At 48.8% G+C, this 21,707-nt stretch carries 20 protein-coding genes, 3 tRNA genes and 1 pseudogene; 11 read left to right on the top strand and 13 right to left on the bottom strand.

The window, feature by feature from the left end; genetic code table 11:
• Window positions 1-9: 9 nt before the first annotated feature.
• Complete coding sequence (locus EP25_RS24195) at window positions 10-1,947, top strand: sensor histidine kinase (protein ID WP_031435415.1); 1,938 nt, start codon at window positions 10-12, stop codon at window positions 1,945-1,947.
• A 460-nt stretch (window positions 1,948-2,407) separates the two neighbouring features.
• On the opposite strand, the pseudogene tnpA reads toward EP25_RS24195, so the two are convergent.
• Window positions 2,408-2,839: pseudogene (tnpA, locus tag EP25_RS0119570) on the bottom strand (IS200/IS605 family transposase).
• Between the two features lie 128 nt (window positions 2,840-2,967).
• Here tnpA and EP25_RS0119565 point away from each other — a divergent pair.
• From EP25_RS0119565 to EP25_RS0119545, 6 genes are all read left to right on the top strand, one after another.
• Window positions 2,968-4,164 (top strand): integrase arm-type DNA-binding domain-containing protein, encoded by a 1,197-nt coding sequence (locus EP25_RS0119565; RefSeq protein WP_160172756.1) that lies wholly within the window; start codon window positions 2,968-2,970, stop codon window positions 4,162-4,164.
• Between the two features lie 122 nt (window positions 4,165-4,286).
• A complete protein-coding gene (locus tag EP25_RS0119560) occupies window positions 4,287-5,633 on the top strand; it encodes a Fic family protein (RefSeq protein WP_031435413.1) in 1,347 nt (448 codons plus the stop codon).
• Between the two features lie 84 nt (window positions 5,634-5,717).
• Entirely contained in the window at window positions 5,718-6,449 is a 732-nt protein-coding gene (locus EP25_RS0119555) for a DUF6387 family protein (protein ID WP_031435412.1), read from the top strand.
• A gap of 77 nt (window positions 6,450-6,526) precedes the next feature.
• Window positions 6,527-6,742 carry a helix-turn-helix domain-containing protein gene (locus tag EP25_RS0119550; protein ID WP_235185959.1) on the top strand — a complete coding sequence of 72 codons (216 nt, stop codon included), beginning with the start codon at window positions 6,527-6,529 and terminating at the stop codon, window positions 6,740-6,742.
• Window positions 6,739-6,879: a YqaJ viral recombinase family protein gene (locus tag EP25_RS24280; RefSeq protein ID WP_084191109.1), complete on the top strand. Its 141-nt coding sequence runs from the start codon at window positions 6,739-6,741 to the stop codon at window positions 6,877-6,879. The genes EP25_RS0119550 and EP25_RS24280 overlap by 4 nt, the downstream gene beginning before the upstream one ends.
• Window positions 6,880-6,961: 82 nt before the next feature.
• Window positions 6,962-7,222, top strand: a complete 261-nt coding sequence (locus tag EP25_RS0119545) for a hypothetical protein (RefSeq protein ID WP_152555692.1) — start codon at window positions 6,962-6,964, stop codon at window positions 7,220-7,222.
• A gap of 317 nt (window positions 7,223-7,539) precedes the next feature.
• On the opposite strand, the gene EP25_RS0119535 is transcribed toward EP25_RS0119545, so the two are convergent.
• The 12 genes from EP25_RS0119535 to EP25_RS22675 form a co-directional block, all read right to left on the bottom strand.
• A complete protein-coding gene (locus tag EP25_RS0119535) occupies window positions 7,540-8,166 on the bottom strand; it encodes a PEP-CTERM sorting domain-containing protein (RefSeq protein WP_152555691.1) in 627 nt (208 codons plus the stop codon).
• Window positions 8,167-8,639: 473 nt separating this feature from the next.
• Window positions 8,640-9,536: an Ntn hydrolase family protein gene (locus EP25_RS0119530; RefSeq protein WP_031435407.1), complete on the bottom strand. Its 897-nt coding sequence runs from the start codon at window positions 9,534-9,536 to the stop codon at window positions 8,640-8,642.
• 147 nt (window positions 9,537-9,683) lie between these two features.
• Window positions 9,684-9,759, bottom strand: a tRNA-Asn gene (locus tag EP25_RS0119525).
• An 18-nt stretch (window positions 9,760-9,777) separates the two neighbouring features.
• A tRNA-Arg gene (locus tag EP25_RS0119520) sits at window positions 9,778-9,854 on the bottom strand.
• Window positions 9,855-9,931: 77 nt separating this feature from the next.
• Window positions 9,932-10,022 (bottom strand) — tRNA-Ser (locus EP25_RS0119515).
• 9 nt (window positions 10,023-10,031) lie between these two features.
• Window positions 10,032-10,223 carry a carbon storage regulator CsrA gene (csrA, locus tag EP25_RS0119510; RefSeq protein WP_031435406.1) on the bottom strand — a complete coding sequence of 64 codons (192 nt, stop codon included), beginning with the start codon at window positions 10,221-10,223 and terminating at the stop codon, window positions 10,032-10,034.
• A gap of 97 nt (window positions 10,224-10,320) precedes the next feature.
• Window positions 10,321-11,547, bottom strand: coding sequence for an aspartate kinase (locus EP25_RS0119505; RefSeq protein WP_031435405.1), 1,227 nt, complete (start codon window positions 11,545-11,547; stop codon window positions 10,321-10,323).
• 34 nt (window positions 11,548-11,581) lie between these two features.
• Window positions 11,582-14,194, bottom strand: a complete 2,613-nt coding sequence (gene alaS, locus EP25_RS0119500) for an alanine--tRNA ligase (protein WP_031435404.1) — start codon at window positions 14,192-14,194, stop codon at window positions 11,582-11,584.
• Window positions 14,195-14,253: 59 nt separating this feature from the next.
• Entirely contained in the window at window positions 14,254-14,718 is a 465-nt protein-coding gene (locus tag EP25_RS0119495; RefSeq protein WP_031435403.1) for a regulatory protein RecX, read from the bottom strand.
• A gap of 179 nt (window positions 14,719-14,897) precedes the next feature.
• Window positions 14,898-15,944 (bottom strand): recombinase RecA, encoded by a 1,047-nt coding sequence (gene recA, locus EP25_RS0119490; RefSeq protein WP_031435402.1) that lies wholly within the window; start codon window positions 15,942-15,944, stop codon window positions 14,898-14,900.
• Between the two features lie 164 nt (window positions 15,945-16,108).
• Complete coding sequence (locus EP25_RS0119485) at window positions 16,109-17,176, bottom strand: cytochrome-c peroxidase (RefSeq protein ID WP_036300805.1); 1,068 nt, start codon at window positions 17,174-17,176, stop codon at window positions 16,109-16,111.
• A gap of 87 nt (window positions 17,177-17,263) precedes the next feature.
• Window positions 17,264-17,842: a DUF1264 domain-containing protein gene (locus EP25_RS22675; RefSeq protein WP_031435400.1), complete on the bottom strand. Its 579-nt coding sequence runs from the start codon at window positions 17,840-17,842 to the stop codon at window positions 17,264-17,266.
• A 146-nt stretch (window positions 17,843-17,988) separates the two neighbouring features.
• Between EP25_RS22675 and EP25_RS0119475 the strand changes: the two genes are divergently transcribed.
• The 4 genes from EP25_RS0119475 (at window position 17,989) to EP25_RS0119460 (ending at window position 21,707) form a co-directional block, all read left to right on the top strand.
• Entirely contained in the window at window positions 17,989-18,654 is a 666-nt protein-coding gene (locus EP25_RS0119475; RefSeq protein WP_084191108.1) for an alpha/beta hydrolase, read from the top strand.
• A 76-nt stretch (window positions 18,655-18,730) separates the two neighbouring features.
• A complete protein-coding gene (locus EP25_RS0119470; RefSeq protein ID WP_031435398.1) occupies window positions 18,731-19,171 on the top strand; it encodes an NUDIX domain-containing protein in 441 nt (146 codons plus the stop codon).
• Window positions 19,172-19,191: 20 nt separating this feature from the next.
• On the top strand, window positions 19,192-20,829 hold the full coding sequence (locus tag EP25_RS0119465; RefSeq protein ID WP_152555690.1) for an aminoglycoside phosphotransferase family protein: 1,638 nt from the start codon (window positions 19,192-19,194) through the stop codon (window positions 20,827-20,829).
• Window positions 20,817-21,707: a GAK system ATP-grasp enzyme gene (locus EP25_RS0119460; RefSeq protein WP_031435396.1), complete on the top strand. Its 891-nt coding sequence runs from the start codon at window positions 20,817-20,819 to the stop codon at window positions 21,705-21,707. The genes EP25_RS0119465 and EP25_RS0119460 overlap by 13 nt, the downstream gene beginning before the upstream one ends.

Here is a 21,707-nt window from a genome sequence, read left to right as displayed (position 1 = left end):
AGTTCAATTATGCCGACACAGGAAACGCTGCGTAAACGCCTCTGGCAAGTACGCTGGAGATTGCTAGGTAATTTTGTACCGTTTGCAGCTATTGCCGTCACATTCGCAGCGATCATCGGCAAAATGCAGGTGGAAGAAGCGATGCTCAATCTACGCACCGCTGAAGTCAATGCTGTCGCCAGAGGCGTCACCGCGATCACGCGCGGCATGGACCACATGCCGCGCGATATTCGTTTCCTCTATCTCTTGAACGATATTCCCGCAATCGTCAGCAAGCCTTCCGCTCCGGTCTTACGCCAGCTGGAGGCTATTTTCATCGCTTTTCTCAATGCCAGCGGCACTTATTCTCAAGCGCGTTGGATCGATGCTACGGGGCAAGAACGGGTACGCGTCGATCATAACGGCGAATGGACGTGGATTGTGCCCTACAACACGCTGCAAATGAAGAAACACCGCTATTATTTTCAGGAAGCCATGAGATTGCCTAATCACGGCATTTTCATTTCGCCGATGGACCTGAATATCGAACATCGCAATATAGCTATCCCTTATGAACCCACACTACGCGTCGCCACACCGGTAGTCGACCAAAAGGGTCGGCGCCAGGGAATTCTGATTCTCAACCAAAACATGAGCGATGACCTGTTCCTATTGACCAACTTTGGTGTGAACAGCACGATTACATTGGTCAATGAGCAGGGGTTCTGGCTGAAAGGCGAACATAAGAGCGACGAATGGGGACATTCTCTGGACAAACCTGAACTCAGTCTCGCCTTTCGACATCCCGAAGCATGGCGAAAAATTTCTCGACAAAAATTAGGACAATTCGAAATAGCCAGCGGATTATGGACTTTCCGTCGGGTGGAAATGATGCCCGACAAACTGATCAGCTCGGCAGACCATCTCTTGAATTATCCACGCTTAACCGTGATTTCTAAGATTCCGACCACGAAGCTCGTCGAATTACGACGCGGAGTCATGTTGCCAACGCTGTCTATGCTATGTCTCACCATCATAGCGCTATTTTTTCTTTCCGCTTCACGGGCGTTATCCTGGCAGGCGCGAAACTCAGCACGCCAACTTATTAAAGCCAGGGCGAAGGAACTGGGTGAAACCAACGCCCGCTTGGAACAAGCCTATGCTAATTTGCGCCTGACCCAGGACGAACTGATCCGTAGCGAGAAACTATCGGCTTTGGGGTTGATGGTGTCTGGCGTCGCCCACGAAATAAATACGCCACTCGGCGCCGCGCTAGTAGCGGTTTCCAAAACACAAAGCGCCGGCCAGGAACTGGCACAGCGCTTTAGCGAAGGCCTTCGCCGGTCGGATTTGGAATCTTATCTGAAATTACAAGATGAAGGCCTAAGCTTGGCAAGCCGTAATTTAGAGAAAGCCGCCAAATTAGTTAATAGCTTCAAACAATTGGCCGTTGACCGGGCCAGCGAGGACCGACAACGCTTCAACTTAGACGAACTGGTCAATGAATGCTTATTGTTATTTCGCACTCCGGCTAAACGCGCAAATATTGAATTAATCACCGATGTTGAATTGAATATCGAGATGAACAGTTACCCCGGTCCTCTCAGTCAAATTCTGCATAATTTAATCGATAATGCTATGGTCCACGCCTTCAAAAACCGACCGGGCGGCCGTATCAATATTTACTCAGGAAAAAGCAATGAGCCTGGATTCATCCGCCTCAATGTCGACGATAACGGCAACGGTATTGATCCGCACACAATACAAAAAATATTCGACCCATTTTTCACTACCCGGCGCGGCGAAGGTGGAATGGGCTTGGGACTGCATATCAGTCACCATATCGCCAAAGAAGTGCTCGGTGCCAACTTAAACGTAACGAGCTCCCCCGAGCGGGGAACTTGCTTTACTTTAGATATGCCGCTTAGGGCACCGGGGCATCCTGAAAACAGCAAGGAGAATATTTAAGTCCTATGAGAGAGACATACCAACTCGCAGCTATTCCGTCTCATCGATAATATTAATAAACCGAAATTTTCGGTTTATTAGGAAACGAGGCATAAAAAAAGGGCTTAGATTTTACTCTAAGCCCTTGTTTTGTATGGCACCCCCGGACGGGCTCGAACCGCCGACCTAGTGATTAACAGTCACCAGTCCATCATCAATTCAAGCCATTGAAACATCTGAATTTATTACCATATCTTATTGTTTTATAAAATGAATAAACATTTCTTTACATTTCCATGGATTTCTTTAAAATACTAAAAACAGCAAAAAAAGGTTGACCAGAGGTTGACCAGAAATATCACCGTTTTTAGAACGGGTGACTTCATTAAGAACAGGTGATTACTAAACAACCACCCGCTCAAGCGGGTGGGTTCCAATAACGGACTGAAAGTCCGGATACGCGTCGACTAAACGACGCGTCTTAGTCGGGCTCCATCTTGAAATTATCGTTTGGATTAGGTTCAAAGTGATGCTCCAAATATTGCTTTATCATCTCATCAGTCATTTGCCCCACTGTGGCGCAAAAATAACCGCGGGCTCAAAAATGTCGACCCCAATATCGCTTTTTCAAGTGCGGGAACTCTTCGAACAGATAGCTCGAAGTTCGTCCCTTGATTCGCCTCATGATTTCGCTTGGGGCCATAGTCGGCGGCGCACTCACCAAAATGTGCACATGATCTTTGCTCACGACACCTTTGATAATCCGTATCTCAAAGGCTTCGCATGTCTGCCGCACCAAGTCTCTCACTCGTTCGGCTATTTCATCCTTCAGCACTTTATAACGATACTTCGTAACCCAAACAAAATGATACTCAATTTGGTAAACCGTATGGCTGCCGTATCTATAGTCCATCGCCACCTCCTTGGGCAAATTATCGCAGCTAAAGCTGACCGGCTAAAGCCGGTGGTTTAAACCTTATGATGGATAATTAAAAAATGCGTCACCTAAAAATCACCCGTTCTGACGTAGGAGCTGAAGAAATGGCTGAAAAAATCAATTTCACGCAACAAAGAATTGAAAACCTTCCATCTCCAGGAACCGGAAGAACTGATTATTACGATACAACATGCCCTAAACTGACTTGCAGAGTCAGCAACACGGGAAATAAGAGTTTTGTAGTTCTAAAAAAGAACGAAGCGGGAAAAGTTCAACGCATTACTTTAGGGCGTTTCCCTGATATTTCTGTTTCCCAAGCGCGTAAGTTGGCGATCGAGACACTATCCGAATTAGCGGATGGCATTGACCCCATTGAAGAAAAACGCAAGAAACGTTATCAGGCCATTACTCTGCAACAACTTTTTGACATTTACCTGGAGGACAAGCCGGAACTTCGGGAAGCTTCGAAGTTGGACTACAGCAGAAAACTGAGACAAGGCTTTTCCGATTGGCTGAATAAGCCGATCAACGAAGTCACCCGCGATATGGTCAAGGCGCGGCGTAACAGCTTCACTGGCGGACGGGATAACAAGATGCGCGTGTTGCGTTTGCTGATGACTTACGCATACCAAACCCTAAAAGCCATTGAAGAAAACCCTGTCGATATTTTGAAAGAAGGCAAGCTTTGGGCGAAAGCAAAGCGGAAAAAACGGATGATCCCGAGCGACAGCTTGAAGGATTGGTATGAAGCTGTTTTAAGCCTGGATAACGAAAAAGCCAAAGTCTACCTCTTGTTATTACTACATACCGGCTTAAGGGATCAAGATATCCGCTATCTGGAATGGAAGGATGTTGACTTCAAGAATGATTGCTTTGTCGCCCGTGACACCAAGAACCATACCGACTTCACTGCCTACATTGCGCCCCAAGTAAAGCCATATCTCAGAAATCTGCAAAGTCTTACCGGTAATGACCGTTATATGTTTCCTGGTGAAACCAAAGACGGCGTGATGGGGATCCCACGTAAACCTATAACCCAAGTCTGCAAACAAACTGGCATTGAGTTTTCCAGCCATGATCTAAAACGCACCTTCCTGACAATCGGTGAGGCGGCTATGATCCCCTTCTCTCTACTCAAGGCCCTGGCGAATCATAAGACCGATGGCGACGTTACCGGCGGCTATATCAACCCAGAAGCCAAAACAATGAAGGCTGCAACGTTCAAAATCGCCGATTACATCCATCAACACACCGCACCAGCAAATGATAATGTGATTACTCTAAAATCAAGCGGCCAGTAGCAGGAGATTTTTTTGAATCAATATTTATCAGATTTTCAGAAATTGATAAAAACTGATAAGACTGCTAAATTATCTATCAATTTATAGAAAATTGATAATTATTGATAGTTTTTTATCATTCCATGAAAAAACCGAACTCCCCTACTCCGCCGGATGAACTGCTGGAAAAACACATCAACGCAATGAACAAGATATTGCGTTGCAAATTAACGCCTCTTCACAACGAGAAATACATCCATTGGGACAAGCTTCGGCATCTTTCCCCTCCAGACGATCTAACACACGAACAATGGTGGCTAGGCATTAAGTTTGCGCGTATGACTCAGTTCAAAGAGCTGCCAATTTTAAACGTGCGGGATTCACCCTTTGAATACATGCTTACTGACAGTGCATTATCGATGCTACATAAAATCGATAGCCAGGCCAGCGGGAGAATCGGCTTTTCGTCATCAGTCACCACAGAGGAAACCAGGGACCGGTTTATTTTTAACTCATTGGTTGAGGAAGCTATTACCTCCAGCCAACTCGAGGGTGCATCAACCACCCGGCAAAACGCTGTCGACATGATCCGCTACCAACGTAAGCCGAAAGACAAAAGCGAAAAAATGATCATGAACAATTACATTGCCATGAACATGATTCGTGAAATGATAAACCAACCATTGACCTTTGAAAGTCTGATGAACCTTCATCGCGTATTGACTGAGGAAACATTGGACGATCCAACGGCCGCCGGTAGGTTGCAAAAGCCCGGAGAAGAACGGGTGACCGTAGTAGACAATGCTTCGATGAAAGTCTTGCACAATCCGCCGCCAGCAGAAAAATTGCGGGAGCGAATCGAAGCCATGTTGAAGTTCGCCAACGAGACAGAAAGCGAAACCTTCATCCACCCTGTCATCCGAGCGATTATCCTGCATTTCTGGTTAGCCTATGAGCATCCTTTCTTAGATGGCAATGGTAGAACCGCAAGAGCATTATTTTATTGGTCCATGCTGCGTCACGGCTACTGGCTATTCGAATATATCTCCATATCCAGGATTCTAAAAAACGCTCCGGCCAAATATGGTCGCTCCTATCTAGAGACGGAAACCGATGACAACGATTTGACTTACTTCATCAACTATCAGTTGGAAGTCATCGACCAAGCACTTCAAGACTTGGAAAAGTATTTGGAGCGCAAAGCAAAACAGGTGAAACAAGCTGAAAAACTACTCAAACATTCCAACTTGAATCACCGAGAACTTGCTCTGATAAGCCATGCAATCCGCCATCCTGGACACGAATACTCAGTAAAATCCCATCAAGTCAGCCACCGCATTGCTTATGCGACATCTCGAGCGGATTTGATACATTTACACAAATTGGGATTATTGGAACAACGGCGCATTGGCGCTAAAACATTGGAATTTATTGCTCCGGATAATCTGGAGGAAATCATCCGAGGTATTGCAATAGACCGGTTTATCTGAACCTATCTCGACGGGGAGAAAAGCCGTTCCTTTGCGGCCTGGTTCAGATTCTTTTCAAAGGACTGACACTGTAAGGGGTGTTTTATGGAAAAACCTAATTGGTTCGATCTGGAAAATTATCGTTCTTTGGAACAATTTAACCTAAAAGAATGGTGGGTACAGTTAGAGCTAAGGAGAGATATTCGCGATTTTTTTAGCTATGGATACTCCACTAATACTAAATATGAAAAATTTGTAACCAAAGTTGTAGAAGAAATAAAAAAAAGCGGTATTGTTAAAACATATCTTGTAGAGTTGGAAAATATTGGAAGTCCTTTAAAACCAACTGTTCGTGACATAAGTGCATTGGAGATATTTTCTTCGAGCTCTCTTATTCAGAGCAAAATGCCACATAATTGTTATAGCGATGAAAGTTTTGATAATTTACTAAGTGGTATTGATTGCACTTTTAATGAGTCGAAAGGACATTTATTAATCAATTTGGATGCGTCTGATGAGCAATTAAAAAGAGATTTTGGAAATTGGTTAAAAACTAAGAAAAGACCATCAAGCATTTATAAGAATAAAACTAATTTCAATACCCGTAATATTGAATCCTGGATAGATATGCGATTGCTACCATTTATTGATTTATCGATTATTTTCGAAGCTGAAAATATTCCATATAACATAGAAGATTTTGGTAGATGGCTTTTTAGTGACGGAACAAAATATCAAGACAGGGAAAATTTGCTCAAAACTATAAGAACGCGTGCGAATTGGCTAATCGACTCATCGACGCTTTCTCAAATGATTACACAGCTAGAAAATTTTTAGCCATTTTTTTTTCCTATTTTCTAATCTTCTCTTTCCTTACCATCTTCCACGTTACTTAACCAATGTGGAAGATGACCATGACACAAAAAGTCACATTAACCGATGATGAGCTGGTAGACCAAACCACAGCAGGCCGCCTGCTCTGCATACCACCTGCAACCCTCCAAAAATGGCGCAGTACCGGAGAGAATAATATTCCGTTCGTTAAGATCGGGAGAAATGTTCGCTATCGGACGGTTGATCTTCGGGAATATATCGAGCGCCACACCAAGCGCAGTGGAGTGGCGGCATGATCAACCACGCACAGCGCTTAAAGTCTATCGGGGCATCAGAAGCCGCGGCAGCCATTGGAATCAATCCCTACTGTACACAGGTCGATCTATGGATGGAAAAAACTTGGGATAAAAATTCACTTCCACCGATGCGTTAGGATTGTAACTGTTCAACTTGGCCAGAATCGGTGTTCAAATAAATCAGAATACGCACCGGGAGGGAAAAACGACGATTTGAAAATGAGCACGACTGATCTGGATGAAGTTAATTGCCGACTGGATGATGTAGAGAGCTGGCTATATCCTGCCCTTATTGCACTAGGAGAAGCTGTTTCAACAATCGATAGCGATGAGATAGAAAAAGCAAATATGCAGCGCATCGGCTACTTGATTTCAACATTGACCGAATTGACATATCGGGTTAAAGGATTGAAGAACCGTATTGATGAGAGAATCGCTATAGCCAACTACACCGAACAAAACAAGCAGGAAAATGCTTGATTGTTGTTTGATTGAAGCTTGATTAAGAACCGGTCTTTTGGCCGGTTTTTTATTGGTGGAAATGTCAAAAACAGGTATATTTTTACAGTTTCACTGTTTCTTCTTACGAGGGTTAAGACAATGAAATTTCCAGAAGAACTAAAGAATGTCGCGCTGGTAATAGTTTTGTTGCTAGTCCTCGGAATGGTTGTTTATATCTATTCCACAGCTACCATGAGCATGGGGGATTTTTCTGGAAACGGTAGATAACACTAGAGTAATTTGACAAAAAACTATCCCCACCGAAGCGGGGTGATGTTTACGACTTTAGCTCATCCTTAGGCGCCCCGCTTCTTCATCCGGGCAAATCCAATACCTGCGAACCCGAAGAACATTAGGGTCAGCGTAGCGGGTTCAGGTACTGTAGCGGATTCTTGGCCGTTGGATGGAGACCAAACCGCATAAACCATGGTCTCCGTTGTCAACACTACCTCATCATACCAATACAGTTGGGTAGGTTGTCGTGCAACAATGTGATCACAATTGCTCCAACAATCTGGAGCGGTGTTCCAAGCGCTCCTCGCGTCGATCTCATCACCGACAACATCTACCCAAAAAACAGTGATAGCTTCGCACAAAGACCAATTCTGACAACCATGAGTCAACGAAGGATCAGAGTCAAATCGGTACCCATCTAAATCTATAAATACCTGCGACAATAAAGCGTTTGAGGCAATGGCAGCATCTGTCTCAACCTGAAACAAAAAGTCCCCTGGCTCGTCACAACCATCAAATAAGTTCGCGCAGGTATCGTCGATAAATTGAACGTCATATAACGATTCTCCTACAATGACACCAAACGCACCCATAAGCTGTCCGTTTTGTATATCTAAAGTTGCAGCTCGTACCGGTGCAGTTAGAGCGAACAAAATTACGCAAAGAGGTACAAATATTTTGTAGTACAAGACTATTCCTTATTTTTGTTTGAGCCAGAGGCAAAATTCGTTCCATCCACCGCCGCCTTGTGGGCTAAGGCGGTAAATAGTAGGGCTACGACACTCGATTTGTGTAGTAATGATTTGTGGATTGTAAGCAAATCGGATTCCTCGAATACCTAATCCACCAATAGAGCAATCGATCCGATAAAGAGAATTGACCAAATAATCAGAAAAAGACCCGTACTTGCAGTAGTATCACTATAAGTTGTCGTAAAGCTTTTTCACACTTATCGCTCCGAAACTAATTCGAACATCACCCCATCCTCTTACCGCCGTGATATTCCCGAGCAAGTCCATTGCTGATCAAACTCGCGGCCAGGCTTTCGCCATCTCGAAAATATCCGGCAATGAATCGCCGCCATTAACTATTTTGACGGTCTGTGATTTGAAAAGCGAACTTTAATCTTAAGTTTAGCTGGTTATGAATCATTCAAAAATCGTTAGTGCTCACGTGCAACTCCGCTAACGAATTCCGTGGGATCATTATGCAATTGAAACAATGTTTCAGGAGTCGAAAGATCATCAATCTGATAAATACATCCTGGAGCAGTTACCACCTCTTGAATTGGCTCAACATCTTGATGCAAGCGAACATCTAATTTGGAGCACCACTCTTGGTCATATTCTATCCGTTCCGCCATCGGCCATGTTGGCCGCGCGTTCTCCGTCAAATCTATGCCGCGATAGAATAGCCTGTCATCAATTGAAATATGAGGCCATGAAAAATATTGATCGCCGTAATTGCAACATCCAAGTGAAATGGCACCTCCAATAGTGGGAAAGGCAGAAAGTTCACTCATATAGTAGATAAGAGATAGTCCAGTCGAAATTAACGACTTTCCTTCTTTCTTTGCTAATTCAAATCCTTGACGTATAAAATCGCAGGCTTCCGCAGTTCCAACCGGAAAAAATATAGATCCACCTTTCTCGACATTAAAGAATCGAACTGAATTTTCTATTTTAGAAATAATTACGATCGACAAAGAAGGTAGCCCATTGTCGAGGAAACCTACGACGGTAGCTTTGCAACACCAAGACTCCGGTTCACAGGCTCGCTTGAGAAAAAAGGCTAATAGTCTTGTGGTATCGTAGAAACCCATCCGCTTATCGCTTTTTCGATTATGGTTATCTACAATCTGCCGAACAATATCAGCGGCAGATATCGCCGGCAATGCGTTCCCGGCTACTACCATTGCGCTACTTCCACCCAATTCGAATGTTTTTACTCCTGCATCTGAAATCGTATTGCCATTATGAGAAAGGCGACTATCTGCCGCGACTGCTACGATTCTTCCAACCTCTTCGTTCCAAGCTATCGCGCCAAACCCAATGGTCATTAATTACTCCTTTTTTGCCAGATCAAGCCTACTTAAAACTATTCTGCAAGTTTCTATAAATTTCAATTCAAAGTTGACCAGAGGTTGACCTCTAGATTTCAGGCATAAAAAAAGGGCTTAGATTTTACTCTAAGCCCTTGTTTTGTATGGCTCCCCCGGACGGGCTCGAACCGCCGACCTAGTGATTAACAGTCACCCGCTCTACCGACTGAGCTACAGGGGAATAATTCTTTTTTCTCAATGGCGCGCCCGGAGAGATTCGAACTCCCGACCGCTCGGTTCGTAGCCGAGTACTCTATCCAGCTGAGCTACGGGCGCCTTATTGAGCCGTTTATTATCCCTTTTTACTAATTTTGAGTCAAGCTTTTTTCCTTAAAATTTTGACTTTCAGTTAATGGCGGAGAGTGAGGGATTCGAACCCTCGATGGGCTTTTGACCCATACTCCCTTAGCAGGGGAGCGCCTTCGGCCTCTCGGCCAACTCTCCTAAACCTTTTTACTCGTCAGAGCTCGATGAATCAGCCTGTTCTTTCTTGATTCTCTCGTAGATCTCTTCTCTATGCACTGACACTTCTTTTGGCGCATTTACACCGATGCGAACCTGATTACCTTTAACGCCCAGAACGGTGACAGTAACGTCATCACCGATCATCAAGGTCTCTCCAACCCGCCGAGTTAAGATAAGCATACTATCTCCCTACGTTTCCTAATGATTGTCCGCCATTCGTGCAATGACCAAACGAGCCGTATATGATACCTCTCTTTTTAGTAAAAAGGAAGGCCTTTTATTGTTCTTTTTTATCCAGCCCGAATGCTTTGTGCAAGGAACGAACAGCTAGTTCTAAGTATTTTTCATCAACCACAACAGAAATCTTTATTTCTGATGTGGAGATCATTCTAATATTAATTCCCTCTTCTGCCAATGTTTTAAACATCGTGCTGGCAATTCCGGCATGAGAACGCATACCGACGCCGACAATCGATACCTTGACGATGTTATCGTCGCCCGTTACCCGTCTGGCTCCCATGTCGCTGCAGACCTTTTCCAGGATCGCCATGGCCCGCAAATAATCGTTGCGATGGACGGTAAAGGTAAAGTCGGTGGTCGCATCTTCGGCGATATTTTGGACGATCATATCCACTTCGATATTCTGATCGGCGATCGGCCCTAGAATTTTCGAGGCAACGCCCGGCAAATCGGGTACGCCGGTCACGGTCAGTTTGGCCTCGTCCTTGTTAAATGCAATTCCTGAAACTAAAGCTTTTTCCATTTCCGATTCCTCATCATAGCTAATTAGCGTACCCGGCCCCTCTTCAAACGATGACAACACCCTTAACGCAACATTATATTTTCCGGCAAATTCCACCGACCGGATTTGCAAGACTTTCGACCCCAGACTGGCCATTTCCAGCATTTCCTCGAAGGTAATCTTGTCCAGACGTCTTGCCTTGGGCTCGACCCTCGGATCAGTGGTGTAAACACCGTCGACATCGGTGTAAATATGGCATTCGTCGGCCTTGACCGCAGCCGCCAAGGCCACCGCTGTAGTATCCGAACCGCCCCGCCCCAGGGTCGTGATGTTGCCGTGCTCATCGACCCCTTGAAAACCGGCGACGACAACGACCCTGCCGGACTTCAGATCGGCATGTATTTTCCTGTCGTCGATTTCCTGGATGCGCGCCTTGGTGTGACTGCTGTCGGTCAAAATCCTGACCTGGGCGCCGGTATAGGAGCAGGCTGAACAACCCAGTTCATGCAACGCCATGCACAGTAACGATATCGTGACTTGCTCGCCGGTAGAAAGCAGCACGTCCATCTCTCTTTCGGTGGGCTGCGTTTGTATCTCCTTGGCCAAGGCGACCAGGCGATTGGTTTCCCCGCTCATCGCCGAGACCACGGCGACAACCTGGTCGCCCTGGTCACGGGCTTTTTTTATTTTCTCGGCGACAGCCTTGATCCGTTCGACCGAGCCGACGGAAGTGCCGCCGAATTTATAGACATAAAGAGCCATGCTAAAAAGTGATTATCGAATCCAATAAAACGGCTTAAGCGCCCAGTTGTTGTTTAACCCACTCGGGCACTTGCTTTAACGCCGCATCCAGATTGGAGGGATCGTTGCCGCCCGCCTGCGCCATATCCGGGCGGCCGCCGCCCTTCCCGCCGACCTGGGTGGCAACTGAATTAACCAAATCGCCGGCTTTCAGGCGGGACGTTTGATCTTTCGAGACGCCGGCAATCAGGCTGACTTTATCGCCTTTGACTGTCGCCAAGACGATCGCGGAGCTGCCCAATTTGTTTTTCAACTGATCGACCATATCGCGCATGGCTTTCGGATCGACATCCTCCAATTTGACGGCCAACACGTTAACCCCATCGACCTCGACGGCCTGACTGCTCAACTCTCCGCCGGCCGAACTGGCCAACTTTCCTTTCAGCTTTTCCAGTTCCTTTTCCAGCGTGCGGTTTTTCTCCAGCAATTGCTGGACTTTTTCAGCCGCCTTGTCGGGCGCACTTTTCACCAAACCGGCAATGCTGCCCAAGACTTGGTCGCGAGCGGCCAGCCAATCCAAGGCCGCCTGCCCGGTGACCGCTTCCAACCTTCTGACGCCGGCAGCAACGCCGGTTTCGCTGATGATCTTGAACAGACCGATATCCCCAGCCCTGTCGACATGGGTGCCGCCGCACAATTCGGTGGAAAATTCGCCGATCCGCAACACCCGGACCTCATCGCCGTATTTTTCCCCGAACAGCGCCATCGCACCAGCCTTGACGGCCTCATCCTTAGCCATGATCTCGGCCGAAACCGGGTTGTTCAGTCGAATTTGTTCGTTGACCAAACGCTCGATCATTGCGATTTCGTCGGCCGTCAACGGTTCGAAATGGGAAAAGTCGAAGCGCAAACGCTCCGGATTCACCAACGAACCTTTTTGCGCGACGTGCTCGCCCAAGGTTTTTCGCAATGCCGCATGCAGCAGATGCGTGGCGGAATGGTTCAACTGGGTCGCCATGCGTTTCTCGGCATCGACCTTAACTCGACAGCTCGAATCTTCGTTGATTTCACCTTGAATTACGATGCCCTTGTGTAAAAATAAATCGCCGCCCTGCTTTTGCGTATCGCGTACTGCAAACACCGCGCCGTCGACTTCGATGCGCCCGCTGTCGCCGACCTGGCCACCGGACTCCGCATAGCACGGGGTTTGGTCCAATACGACCACGCCTTCCTCGCCTTCCTGCAAGCTAGCGACCGGCTGGCCTTGTTTGAACAAGCCGACGATCTTGGCCGAGCCTTCCAACTGTTGATAACCGGTAAATTCGGTCTGGCTGTCCAGCTTGATATCCTGATCGTAATCGGCCGCGAAATGCCCGCCGGCACGCGCCCTTTCCCGTTGCGCCGCCATTTCCACTTCGAAGCCGGCATGATCGACGGTCAAGCCATGTTCGCGCGCGAAATCCGCGGTCAAGTCGACCGGGAAACCGTAGGTGTCATAAAGCAGGAATACGACATCGCCCGGAATCACCTTACCGTCAAGTTTGGCGACGCAGGACTCCAACACCTTCATGCCTTGTTCCAGGGTTTCGGCGAAGCGTTGCTCCTCTTTTTTCAGTACCCGTTCCACTTGCTCTTGGGCCTGCTTCAATTCAGGATAGGCTTCGCCCATTTCCGCCACCAACGGGGCCACCAATTTATAAAAGAAGGTGTCGTGGATACCCAGACGATAACCGTGGCGGATCGCGCGGCGGATGATCCGGCGCAATACGTAACCGCGCCCCTCGTTGGACGGTAACACGCCGTCCGCGACCAAAAAGGCGCAGGAACGGATGTGGTCGGCGATCACTCGCAGCGAACTGTTGTCCAGATCGGTGACATTGGCCAATTGCGCCGCGGATTTCAGGATGTTTTGAAACAGGTCGATTTCATAATTGCTGTGCACGCCTTGCAGCACCGCCGCGATACGCTCCAACCCCATGCCGGTATCGACCGAAGGTGCCGGCAACGGCGTCAGGTTGCCGTCTTTATCGCGGTCGTATTGCATGAACACGAGATTCCAGATTTCGATATAACGGTCGCCTTCCTCGTCGGGACTGCCCGGAGGACCGCCGGCGACGTCTTCACCATGATCATAAAAAATCTCGGTACACGGACCGCAGGGGCCAACATCCCCCATCGACCAGAAATTATCCTTGGCGCCGATGCGGGAAAAACGCGCCGGGTCGACCTTGATGTCATCCAGCCAGATAGAGGCCGCCTCGTCGTCTTCCTCGAACACGGTGACCCACAGCTTTTCCGCCGGAATACCCAATTCCTTGGTCAAAAAATCCCAGGCATAATGAATCGCGTCTTTTTTGAAATAATCGCCGAAGCTGAAATTACCCAGCATTTCAAAGAAAGTATGGTGGCGAGCGGTATAACCGACGTTTTCCAAATCGTTATGCTTGCCGCCGGCGCGAACGCAACGCTGACTGGTCACCGCGCGAGTATAATCGCGTTTCTCCCGCCCCAGGAACACATCCTTGAATTGCACCATGCCGGCATTGGTAAACAGCAAGGTCGGGTCATTGCCAGGCACCAACGAACTCGATGGCTGGACGGAATGCCCTCTTTCGCGAAAAAACTCCAAAAATGCGCTGCGCAATTCCGCGCTGGTCATATTTTTCATCATGTTCAGGTTTACTAACTACTCATTATTTATTGCTTAACTCGAACAGCACAGACATGTTACCGTTCCAGCCTAATCCCCATGTGCACGAACAACTTTTTGATCATTTCCCCGCTGAACCCCCTTTGTTGTAAAAAGCGGCTGCGTTTAAGCCACTCTTTGGCCGGCAAATGCTTGTCCACGCTGTATTTTCCCAAATAAACGTTTTCCAATAGCTCGCTCCAACTTCCGGCCAAATCCTCGACCAGCCCATCGAGTTCACTGTATTCGACGCCATGTTGCTGCAATTCATAAGCAATACGCAACGGACCGTAGCCTTTCTCTATTCGTTGCCGGGCATAACTATGCGCGTAACGCTCATCGCTTTGCCAACCTTGCTCGGCCAATTCCTGAACCACGCGCTCAGTGTCCTGCCGACCGAAACCGCGAAATGCCAGCTTATCCAGCAACTCCTTTCGGCTGTGTTCGCGCCGAGCCAGCAATCTTAAACAAATATCTTTAATTTGTAGATCTTTTTCTGTCACGACTCGCTACTAAAACAAACGATAACCCGCAGCGCTACCGACATAAAAGCACCCGTCATTGGCAAGTTAAACAAAGCATCCTTATGTCTAACAGCTTGTGTTGTAAACACTGGCGCTTGGCACGAACTCGATTGACGATCGCAAACACCCTTGGCGGCGTCCTAAAAACCACTTACGGCTCAATCGGAATCCGTCTCTTGGTTTTCGGCTGACTCGGCCTCTTTGGTTTTCTTAGTGCTGCCAAATACCTCTGCCCTGATGGCGCCTTCCAACTCCTTCGCTTTGTCCGGATTATCCTTCAAATATTGTTTGGCATTGTCCTTGCCCTGACCAATTTTTTCGTTGCCGTAGCTGTACCAGGAACCGGCTTTTTGAACGAAACCGTATTGCACGCCAAGGTCCACTAATTCTCCGTAAAAAGAAACCCCTTCGCCATACAGAATCTCGAACTCGGCCTGTTTGAAAGGAGGCGCCACCTTATTCTTGACGACCTTGACGCGGGTGTCGTTACCGATGACTTCATCGCCTTTCTTGATCGAGCCGATGCGGCGAATATCCAACCGCACCGAGGAATAAAATTTCAAGGCGTTACCGCCGGTCGTGGTTTCCGGATTACCGAACATCACCCCAATCTTCATCCGCAATTGGTTGATGAAGATCACCAGGGTATTGGAGCGCTTGATATTGGCCGTCAGTTTGCGTAACGCTTGCGACATCAACCGCGCCTGCAAGCCCATGTGGGAATCGCCCATCTCGCCCTCGATCTCCGCTTTCGGCGTCAACGCCGCAACCGAGTCGACGACCACGATATCGACGGCGCCCGAGCGCACCAACATGTCGGTGATCTCCAATGCCTGCTCGCCGGTATCGGGTTGCGAAACCAACAGATCGTCGACATTAACGCCGATCTTTTCCGCATAGATCGGATCCAAGGCATGCTCGGCATCGACGAAGGCCGCCGTTCCGCCCAACTTTTGCATTTCGGCAATGGTTTGTAACGACAATGTGGTTTTACCGGATGATTCCGGCCCGTAGATCTCGACTATCCGGCCGCGCGGTAACCCTCCGCAACCCAAGGCGATATCCAGCGACAAGGACCCCGTGGAAACGACCTCGATGTCTCGACTCGCCACCACATCGCCCATCCGCATGACGGAACCTTTACCAAACTGTTTATCAATCTGCATTAGCGCCGCACCGAGCGCTTTCTTTTTGTTTTCGTCCATTGTCTGACCGGCTGTGTGAATCGTTTGCAAAAACTAAACCCGGTATTATCACATAGAGCGACGAAGCGAAACAGTCTTGCGGGAAGAAAAAATCAGGAAAAGAAAAATCGCATTTTCCTTGATCGAACGCTGAAAAAATCCAGGACGGATAGCTGCAGCATTTACTAAGGTAAACCTGGATTATCGGGCATACTATTCAAGGAATGCAGGAAGGCAATCAAATCTGCTTTTTCCCGTTCAGTCAAATGCAATGGAAATATGGCCGGATCCTGGAATCGATTGTTATTGCCTCCTTTATCGTAATAATCGACGACTTCCTCCAAAGTTTGCAAACTGCCGTCATGCATATACGGCGCGGTCAAGGCTACGTTGCGTAAACTGGGGGTCTTGAACTTGCCGATATCGGCGACCACCTTGGTCACATTAAAACGCCCCAGCTCAGCGCGTTGTTTGGCCGTCAAGGGATATTGTTCGGAATTTTTTCCCTGGCGTAAAGCCTCGACAAACTCATCGATGACCGGCGACAGCTGTTTGGAACCAATACCGATATTGTAGAAGCGATTATCGCTGAACAAGGCGTGGTTCATCGAAATTTCATGGCAATTGGCGCAATTGCCCTTGCGCCGGAACACCAGCAGGCCTCGAGCTGCGCTGGTCGTTAAACGGCTGCGATCGCGGCCGAAATAATAACGGTCGAATGGCGAATTGCCGGCGATCTGAGTCCGTTCGTAACTGGCGATCGCCTTGGCCACATGCCGCGCCGTTATTTGTTGTTCGGTAATGGCAAAAACCCGCATTAAACGGCGCCGATAATCGCTATCCCGTTTAACGACAGCCAGTATTTGCTCGCGGTTCTTCAAACCGTGTTCGATTGGATTCAGCAACGGCCCCAAGGCCTGTTGTTCCAAGCTGGCGGCACGGCCGTCATGAAACAAGCTCCGATAAAAAGCGGCATTGATGATGGTCGGCGTATTGCGCAAGCCCCGCTGCCCGGCAATTCCTTCGGCGACACTCAATCCATCGCTGAATGCCCTGTCCGGTCGATGGCAACTGGCGCAGCTGATCGAGCCGTCGCTGCTGAAACGGCCATCATGAAAAAAATCCCTGCCCAGGGCGATCTTATCCGCCGTTTGCGGATTATCGGCAGGAATCTCGAGTGGCGGAAGGCCCAGTTGGTTATCGGCGTCGACCGATCCACTCAGCAACACTCCAAGCAGTAAGATAATGTGCATAAGCGCCTCCAAAAAAAAGCCGGCGGCCTGGGGTTAATCAAGTTCCGCCGGCGGAGGATGTACCGAAGGCACATCAAGAGGGGGGGGTTATTCTTGCTCAGGCATATCCTGAACAACAAGAATATAAGGCTGGCCTAAAGGAAACTTGTCGGTCGGCTTTTTAAAATAAATCACCTTACCGTAAGTTTCGTTGATAGCCGGTAAAATCGCCGCCGCCTCTTCCGCGGTCAAATCGGGAAAAGTCGCATGAGCCCGTGGCACTTCGGTCCGATGATAATGCCAATATTTTTTCTCTTCTTCCGGTAGGCCATTGAATTGTGCGGTCGTGATGATGTATTCGAAACCGATCGGCTTGTCCTGGTCTTTCATACCGGTATGAAACATCAGGCACAGCATGGTCTGGTCTTCATAAGCCTTGCAATGATGATGTACGACAGTCTGCAATTTCGGGTCATGAACATGGTGCGTATCCGGCGGCAAATGGCGGATGGCCTGAATGTGCAGATCGTTAAATCCCAAATGGTTGGGATATTCCTTCTGCCGCGGGTTCATCGTCTCGTTATAGCGTCGGTGACTGTCCGACACGATATCCTTCGACTCGGTGGCGTAAACACTGTTTACGGCGGTGAATAAAATAGTAGCAATCAGTAAATTTTTTGTTTTCATGGCAACCTTTGCTAGTTTTGTTGAATTGACAGAACCTCCTTAGTGAAGAACAAATGATCGGCCAAACCAATCAGTCATCCTATTATTCAGAATATACTAATATTTAAACCAAGTAAATAACTTGGTTATTAACTCGTGGAAAAATTATGAAATTATTTATTTTTGCCATCCTGGCATTACTCTCAACCAGCCTTTGCGCAACCTCTCGAACTCCTGAAATGGTATCTTTCGGCACCGCCGACGGCGGCACCATTCATGCCGATTACTATCCTGCCAGTGGAACGATGGCTGTGGTTCTCGCCCACGGCGCGATATTCAACAAGACGAGTTGGCGTGAATTAGCCGGACAATTGAGCGCCAACCAAATTGGCGCCCTGGCCATCGATTTTCGTGGCTACGGAAAATCCAAAAGCGGCGGCAGAGCAAGCGACCGTTTCCAGGATATCCTGGCCGCCATGCGTTATCTGCACCGGCAAAAAAACATCGAACAGGTCGCGGTCTTAGGCGCCAGCATGGGCGGTGGAGCGGCCGGCACTGCGGCCGTGCATGCGCAAAAGGGAGAAATCTCGCGTCTATTGCCATTATCCCCCGTCTCGATCGCAAATCCCGAAAAAATAAATGCCGGCAAGATTCTTTATATCGCCAGCGAGAAAGAAGCCGGCATCAAATCGATCAAGGCGCAATACCAACGGGCGCCCTCGCCCAAGCGGCTCGAATTGCTGCCAGGCAGGGCCCATGCCCAACATATCTTCAATACGAAAGAAAAATCCGCGTTGACCGCCACTATCATAGAATTTTTGCGCGAACAATAAGCCATCTATCATTGTCATAATTAGCCTAGAGGCGCCATGTTATGATGACCTAAAAACACAATAACGCTGGCAATCAATGGAAAACCTCTATCCCACCATCCGCAATACCGTACGCGCCGTCATCATCAAAAACGGCCGAGTGCTATTGCAGAAAAAACTGGATGAGCACCAGGGAATCCGCTATACCCTGCCCGGCGGCGCGCAGGAAACCGGCGAAACCCTAGAAGAAGCACTACAACGCGAATGCCTGGAAGAAATCGCGACTCGGGTCCTGCCCGACAAGGTCGTCCACATCAGCGATTATTTCAAACACAAACAACTGCCCGAACCGCATACCCGCCATCAATTGGAAATCCTGTTCCGCTGCCGCGTTCCCGATAGCTATGTTCCGCAGAACGGCAGCAAACCCGACAAACACCAGATCGCGATCGAATGGATCGCTATCAATGAGTTGTCACAGCACAAGCTGTCACCGGATTTTCTGAGCGACGTCCTGCCGAAACTGGCTACCGGTTGAACCGCTACAAAGGCAGACCATTGAAGCCCCAATTGAGCAAAAGCCTGCGTAACAACCTGAGATTCTTGCTGGCGGAAGCCGGTAACCAGGTTGTCGGGCTGCAAAATTACATTGCCCAAAACCATGACGGTTCCGCCGCCGAATTATTGGATCGCGGCGGTTATATCTTCAACCTGAAGGCGCGCATTCATAACGCCTGTTATCAACAAATGCAGAAAACCGCTAATAGCGAAAGCGAGAGTCTGGTGTTGCGCGCGGTCGACCATATCGCCAACCACTTGGAACGGATCGCCGAGCTGTGCAGCGATTGCAACCATCATGTCGCCCAACTGACGAGCCGAAAAAGTCTCTGTAGCGACGAATCGATCCAACTGCTGGATCGTGTCGCTCTGGGTATCAGCCTGATCGAACGTGCGCTATTCGATCGCGACACGCAGCTGGCCGTTAAAATCGGCGAGGCGCAACGCGCTTTGGACAAACACTGTCAACAACTGCTCGAACGTTGCGGCGCCTCGCTGAATGACAAAAAACATAACGACGACCTGGTTTCGTCGTTATTCGTGTTGCAAAGCATCAAGCATATGGGCAACACGCTACTGAAAATCAGCGAAACGATTTTATCCGCTTGCCTCGGGCAGCCGATTACGATGGACCGCTATCTTTCCCTGTCCGGCTTCGTCGACCATCTGCAGAAAAGCGGTGGCAACAAACTGATCGTCGAAACCATCGCCGAGACCCGATCCGGATCGGCCGTCTCCGGCATTAGCGAAACCGACAAAGACGACGTTATCGCGATCTTCAAGGACGGCAAAAAACACAAACTCAAGGAAGAGCAAAAAAGCGTGGAAAACTGGCACGAGATCTATCCGGGCATCGCGCCGAAAATTCTGTCTTATCGCAAACAAGGGCGCTCGGCCGCGTTGCTGATCGAACACTTACAAGGCACCACCTTCGAAAATATTCTGCTGCAGGGTTCCGATAAACTACAGAAAAAAGCGCTCACTCAACTGACCGAAACCCTGCACGATATTTGGCGGAAGACATTACGCCAACAGGATTTCAACGCCCACTACATGCTGCAACTGCAAAAGCGTTTGCCTGACGTCTATGCATTGCACCCGGCGTTTCAACAAAGCCGCGGCCTGATCGCCGGCATTGCCATGCCGTCATTCGATAAGCTGGTGAAACGCTGCCAAAAGCTGGAGAAAAAAATCGCCGCCCCTTTTTCCGTCTATATCCATGGCGACTTTAACACCGATAACATCATCTTCGATCCGCTAGAAAATAAGATCAACTTCATCGACCTGCACCGTTCCCGTTTCATGGATTATGTCCAGGATGTTTCGGTATTCATGGTTTCCAATTACCGGCTGCAGGCCCTGGACCAGTTTCACCGGCAACGGGTGCTCAAGGTCAATCTGGCCATGTACCGTTTCGCCGCCGACTTCGCCCAGCGCCGTAACGACGCCAGTTTCGAACTGCGCCTGGCGCTGGGGTTGGCGAGATCGCTGGCGACCTCGACCCGATTCACGCTGGACAAGACCCTGGCCAGGGCGATGTTTTACCGTTCCCGTTATTTGCTCGAACAGGTGCTGCAATGCAAACATTCCAGCACTTACCACGTACCCATCAAGGAGATTTTTTCTTGGCTAATCTAAAAATAGGCGTTGTCGGCCTGCCCGGCAAATGGTCCACGGAAACCCTGGCCGACACCGTCGCCGCGAAAACCGGTTTCAGACTGGTGATCGATATGAATCAGGTCACGCTGAACCTGGCGACACAGGAGCTTTTCTACAAGGGTTGGAATTTATGCCAATTGGACGCCTTGATCATCAAAAAAATCAGCGCCAATTATTGTCCGAACACGCTGGACCGGCTGGAGCTTTTGCGCGTGGCCGAAAACGCCGGCGTCGCCGTCTTCAGTCGCCCGGCCAGCATCCTGCGCTTGATCGACCGCCTCAGTTGCACGGTAAGCCTGCGCAACGCCGGCATACCGATGCCGCCCACCCGCGTGACCGAAGACATCTACGAAGCCATCGCCACCGTGCAGGAATTCGGTTCCGCCATTTTCAAACCGCTTTATTCCACCAAGGCGCGCGGCATGAGCGTGATCAGCGAAACCGACGGCAAGAATAAAATCCGCAAGGCGATCGAAAACTTCAAGGCGGACAACCCGATGATGTACATTCAGCAGAAAATGGACCTAGGCGGCCAAGACATGGGCTTGATGTTCCTGAATGGCGAATATCTGGGCGCCTATGCCAGGGTCAGCAAAAACAAATCCTGGAACACCACGATCAATAGCGGCGGCAGCTACGCTCCGGCCAACCCGTCGGCTGAAATCATCGCCCTGGCGCGGCGGGCGCAGAGTCTGTTCGACATGACCTATACCACCGTCGACGTGGCCGAGACCGAAAACGGCGCGTTCGTGTTCGAGGTGTCCGCGTTTGGCGGTTTTCGCGGCGCCAAGGAAGGCCTCGACCTGAACGTGGCCGATCTCTATAGCGATTATGTCATCGCCAGCATCGGCCGCTGA

It is taken from the genome of Methylomarinum vadi, from assembly GCF_000733935.1.
Classification (GTDB): Bacteria; Pseudomonadota; Gammaproteobacteria; order Methylococcales; family Methylomonadaceae; genus Methylomarinum; species Methylomarinum vadi.
The sequence above is the reverse complement of the archived record's forward strand: the minus strand, read 5'-3'. Positions and strand labels throughout refer to the sequence as shown.

Coding starts and splice junctions, on each gene's coding strand:
- EP25_RS24195 (WP_031435415.1), top strand. CDS start 10: ATGCCGACACAGGAAACGCTGCGTAAACGCCTCTGGCAAGTACGCTGG.
- EP25_RS0119565 (WP_160172756.1), top strand. CDS start 2,968: ATGGCTGAAAAAATCAATTTCACGCAACAAAGAATTGAAAACCTTCCA.
- EP25_RS0119560 (WP_031435413.1), top strand. CDS start 4,287: ATGAAAAAACCGAACTCCCCTACTCCGCCGGATGAACTGCTGGAAAAA.
- EP25_RS0119555 (WP_031435412.1), top strand. CDS start 5,718: ATGGAAAAACCTAATTGGTTCGATCTGGAAAATTATCGTTCTTTGGAA.
- EP25_RS0119550 (WP_235185959.1), top strand. CDS start 6,527: ATGACACAAAAAGTCACATTAACCGATGATGAGCTGGTAGACCAAACC.
- EP25_RS24280 (WP_084191109.1), top strand. CDS start 6,739: ATGATCAACCACGCACAGCGCTTAAAGTCTATCGGGGCATCAGAAGCC.
- EP25_RS0119545 (WP_152555692.1), top strand. CDS start 6,962: ATGAGCACGACTGATCTGGATGAAGTTAATTGCCGACTGGATGATGTA.
- EP25_RS0119530 (WP_031435407.1), bottom strand. CDS start 9,536: ATGACCATTGGGTTTGGCGCGATAGCTTGGAACGAAGAGGTTGGAAGA.
- csrA (WP_031435406.1), bottom strand. CDS start 10,223: ATGCTTATCTTAACTCGGCGGGTTGGAGAGACCTTGATGATCGGTGAT.
- EP25_RS0119505 (WP_031435405.1), bottom strand. CDS start 11,547: ATGGCTCTTTATGTCTATAAATTCGGCGGCACTTCCGTCGGCTCGGTC.
- alaS (WP_031435404.1), bottom strand. CDS start 14,194: ATGAAAAATATGACCAGCGCGGAATTGCGCAGCGCATTTTTGGAGTTT.
- recA (WP_031435402.1), bottom strand. CDS start 15,944: ATGGACGAAAACAAAAAGAAAGCGCTCGGTGCGGCGCTAATGCAGATT.
- EP25_RS0119485 (WP_036300805.1), bottom strand. CDS start 17,176: ATGCACATTATCTTACTGCTTGGAGTGTTGCTGAGTGGATCGGTCGAC.
- EP25_RS22675 (WP_031435400.1), bottom strand. CDS start 17,842: ATGAAAACAAAAAATTTACTGATTGCTACTATTTTATTCACCGCCGTA.
- EP25_RS0119475 (WP_084191108.1), top strand. CDS start 17,989: ATGAAATTATTTATTTTTGCCATCCTGGCATTACTCTCAACCAGCCTT.
- EP25_RS0119470 (WP_031435398.1), top strand. CDS start 18,731: ATGGAAAACCTCTATCCCACCATCCGCAATACCGTACGCGCCGTCATC.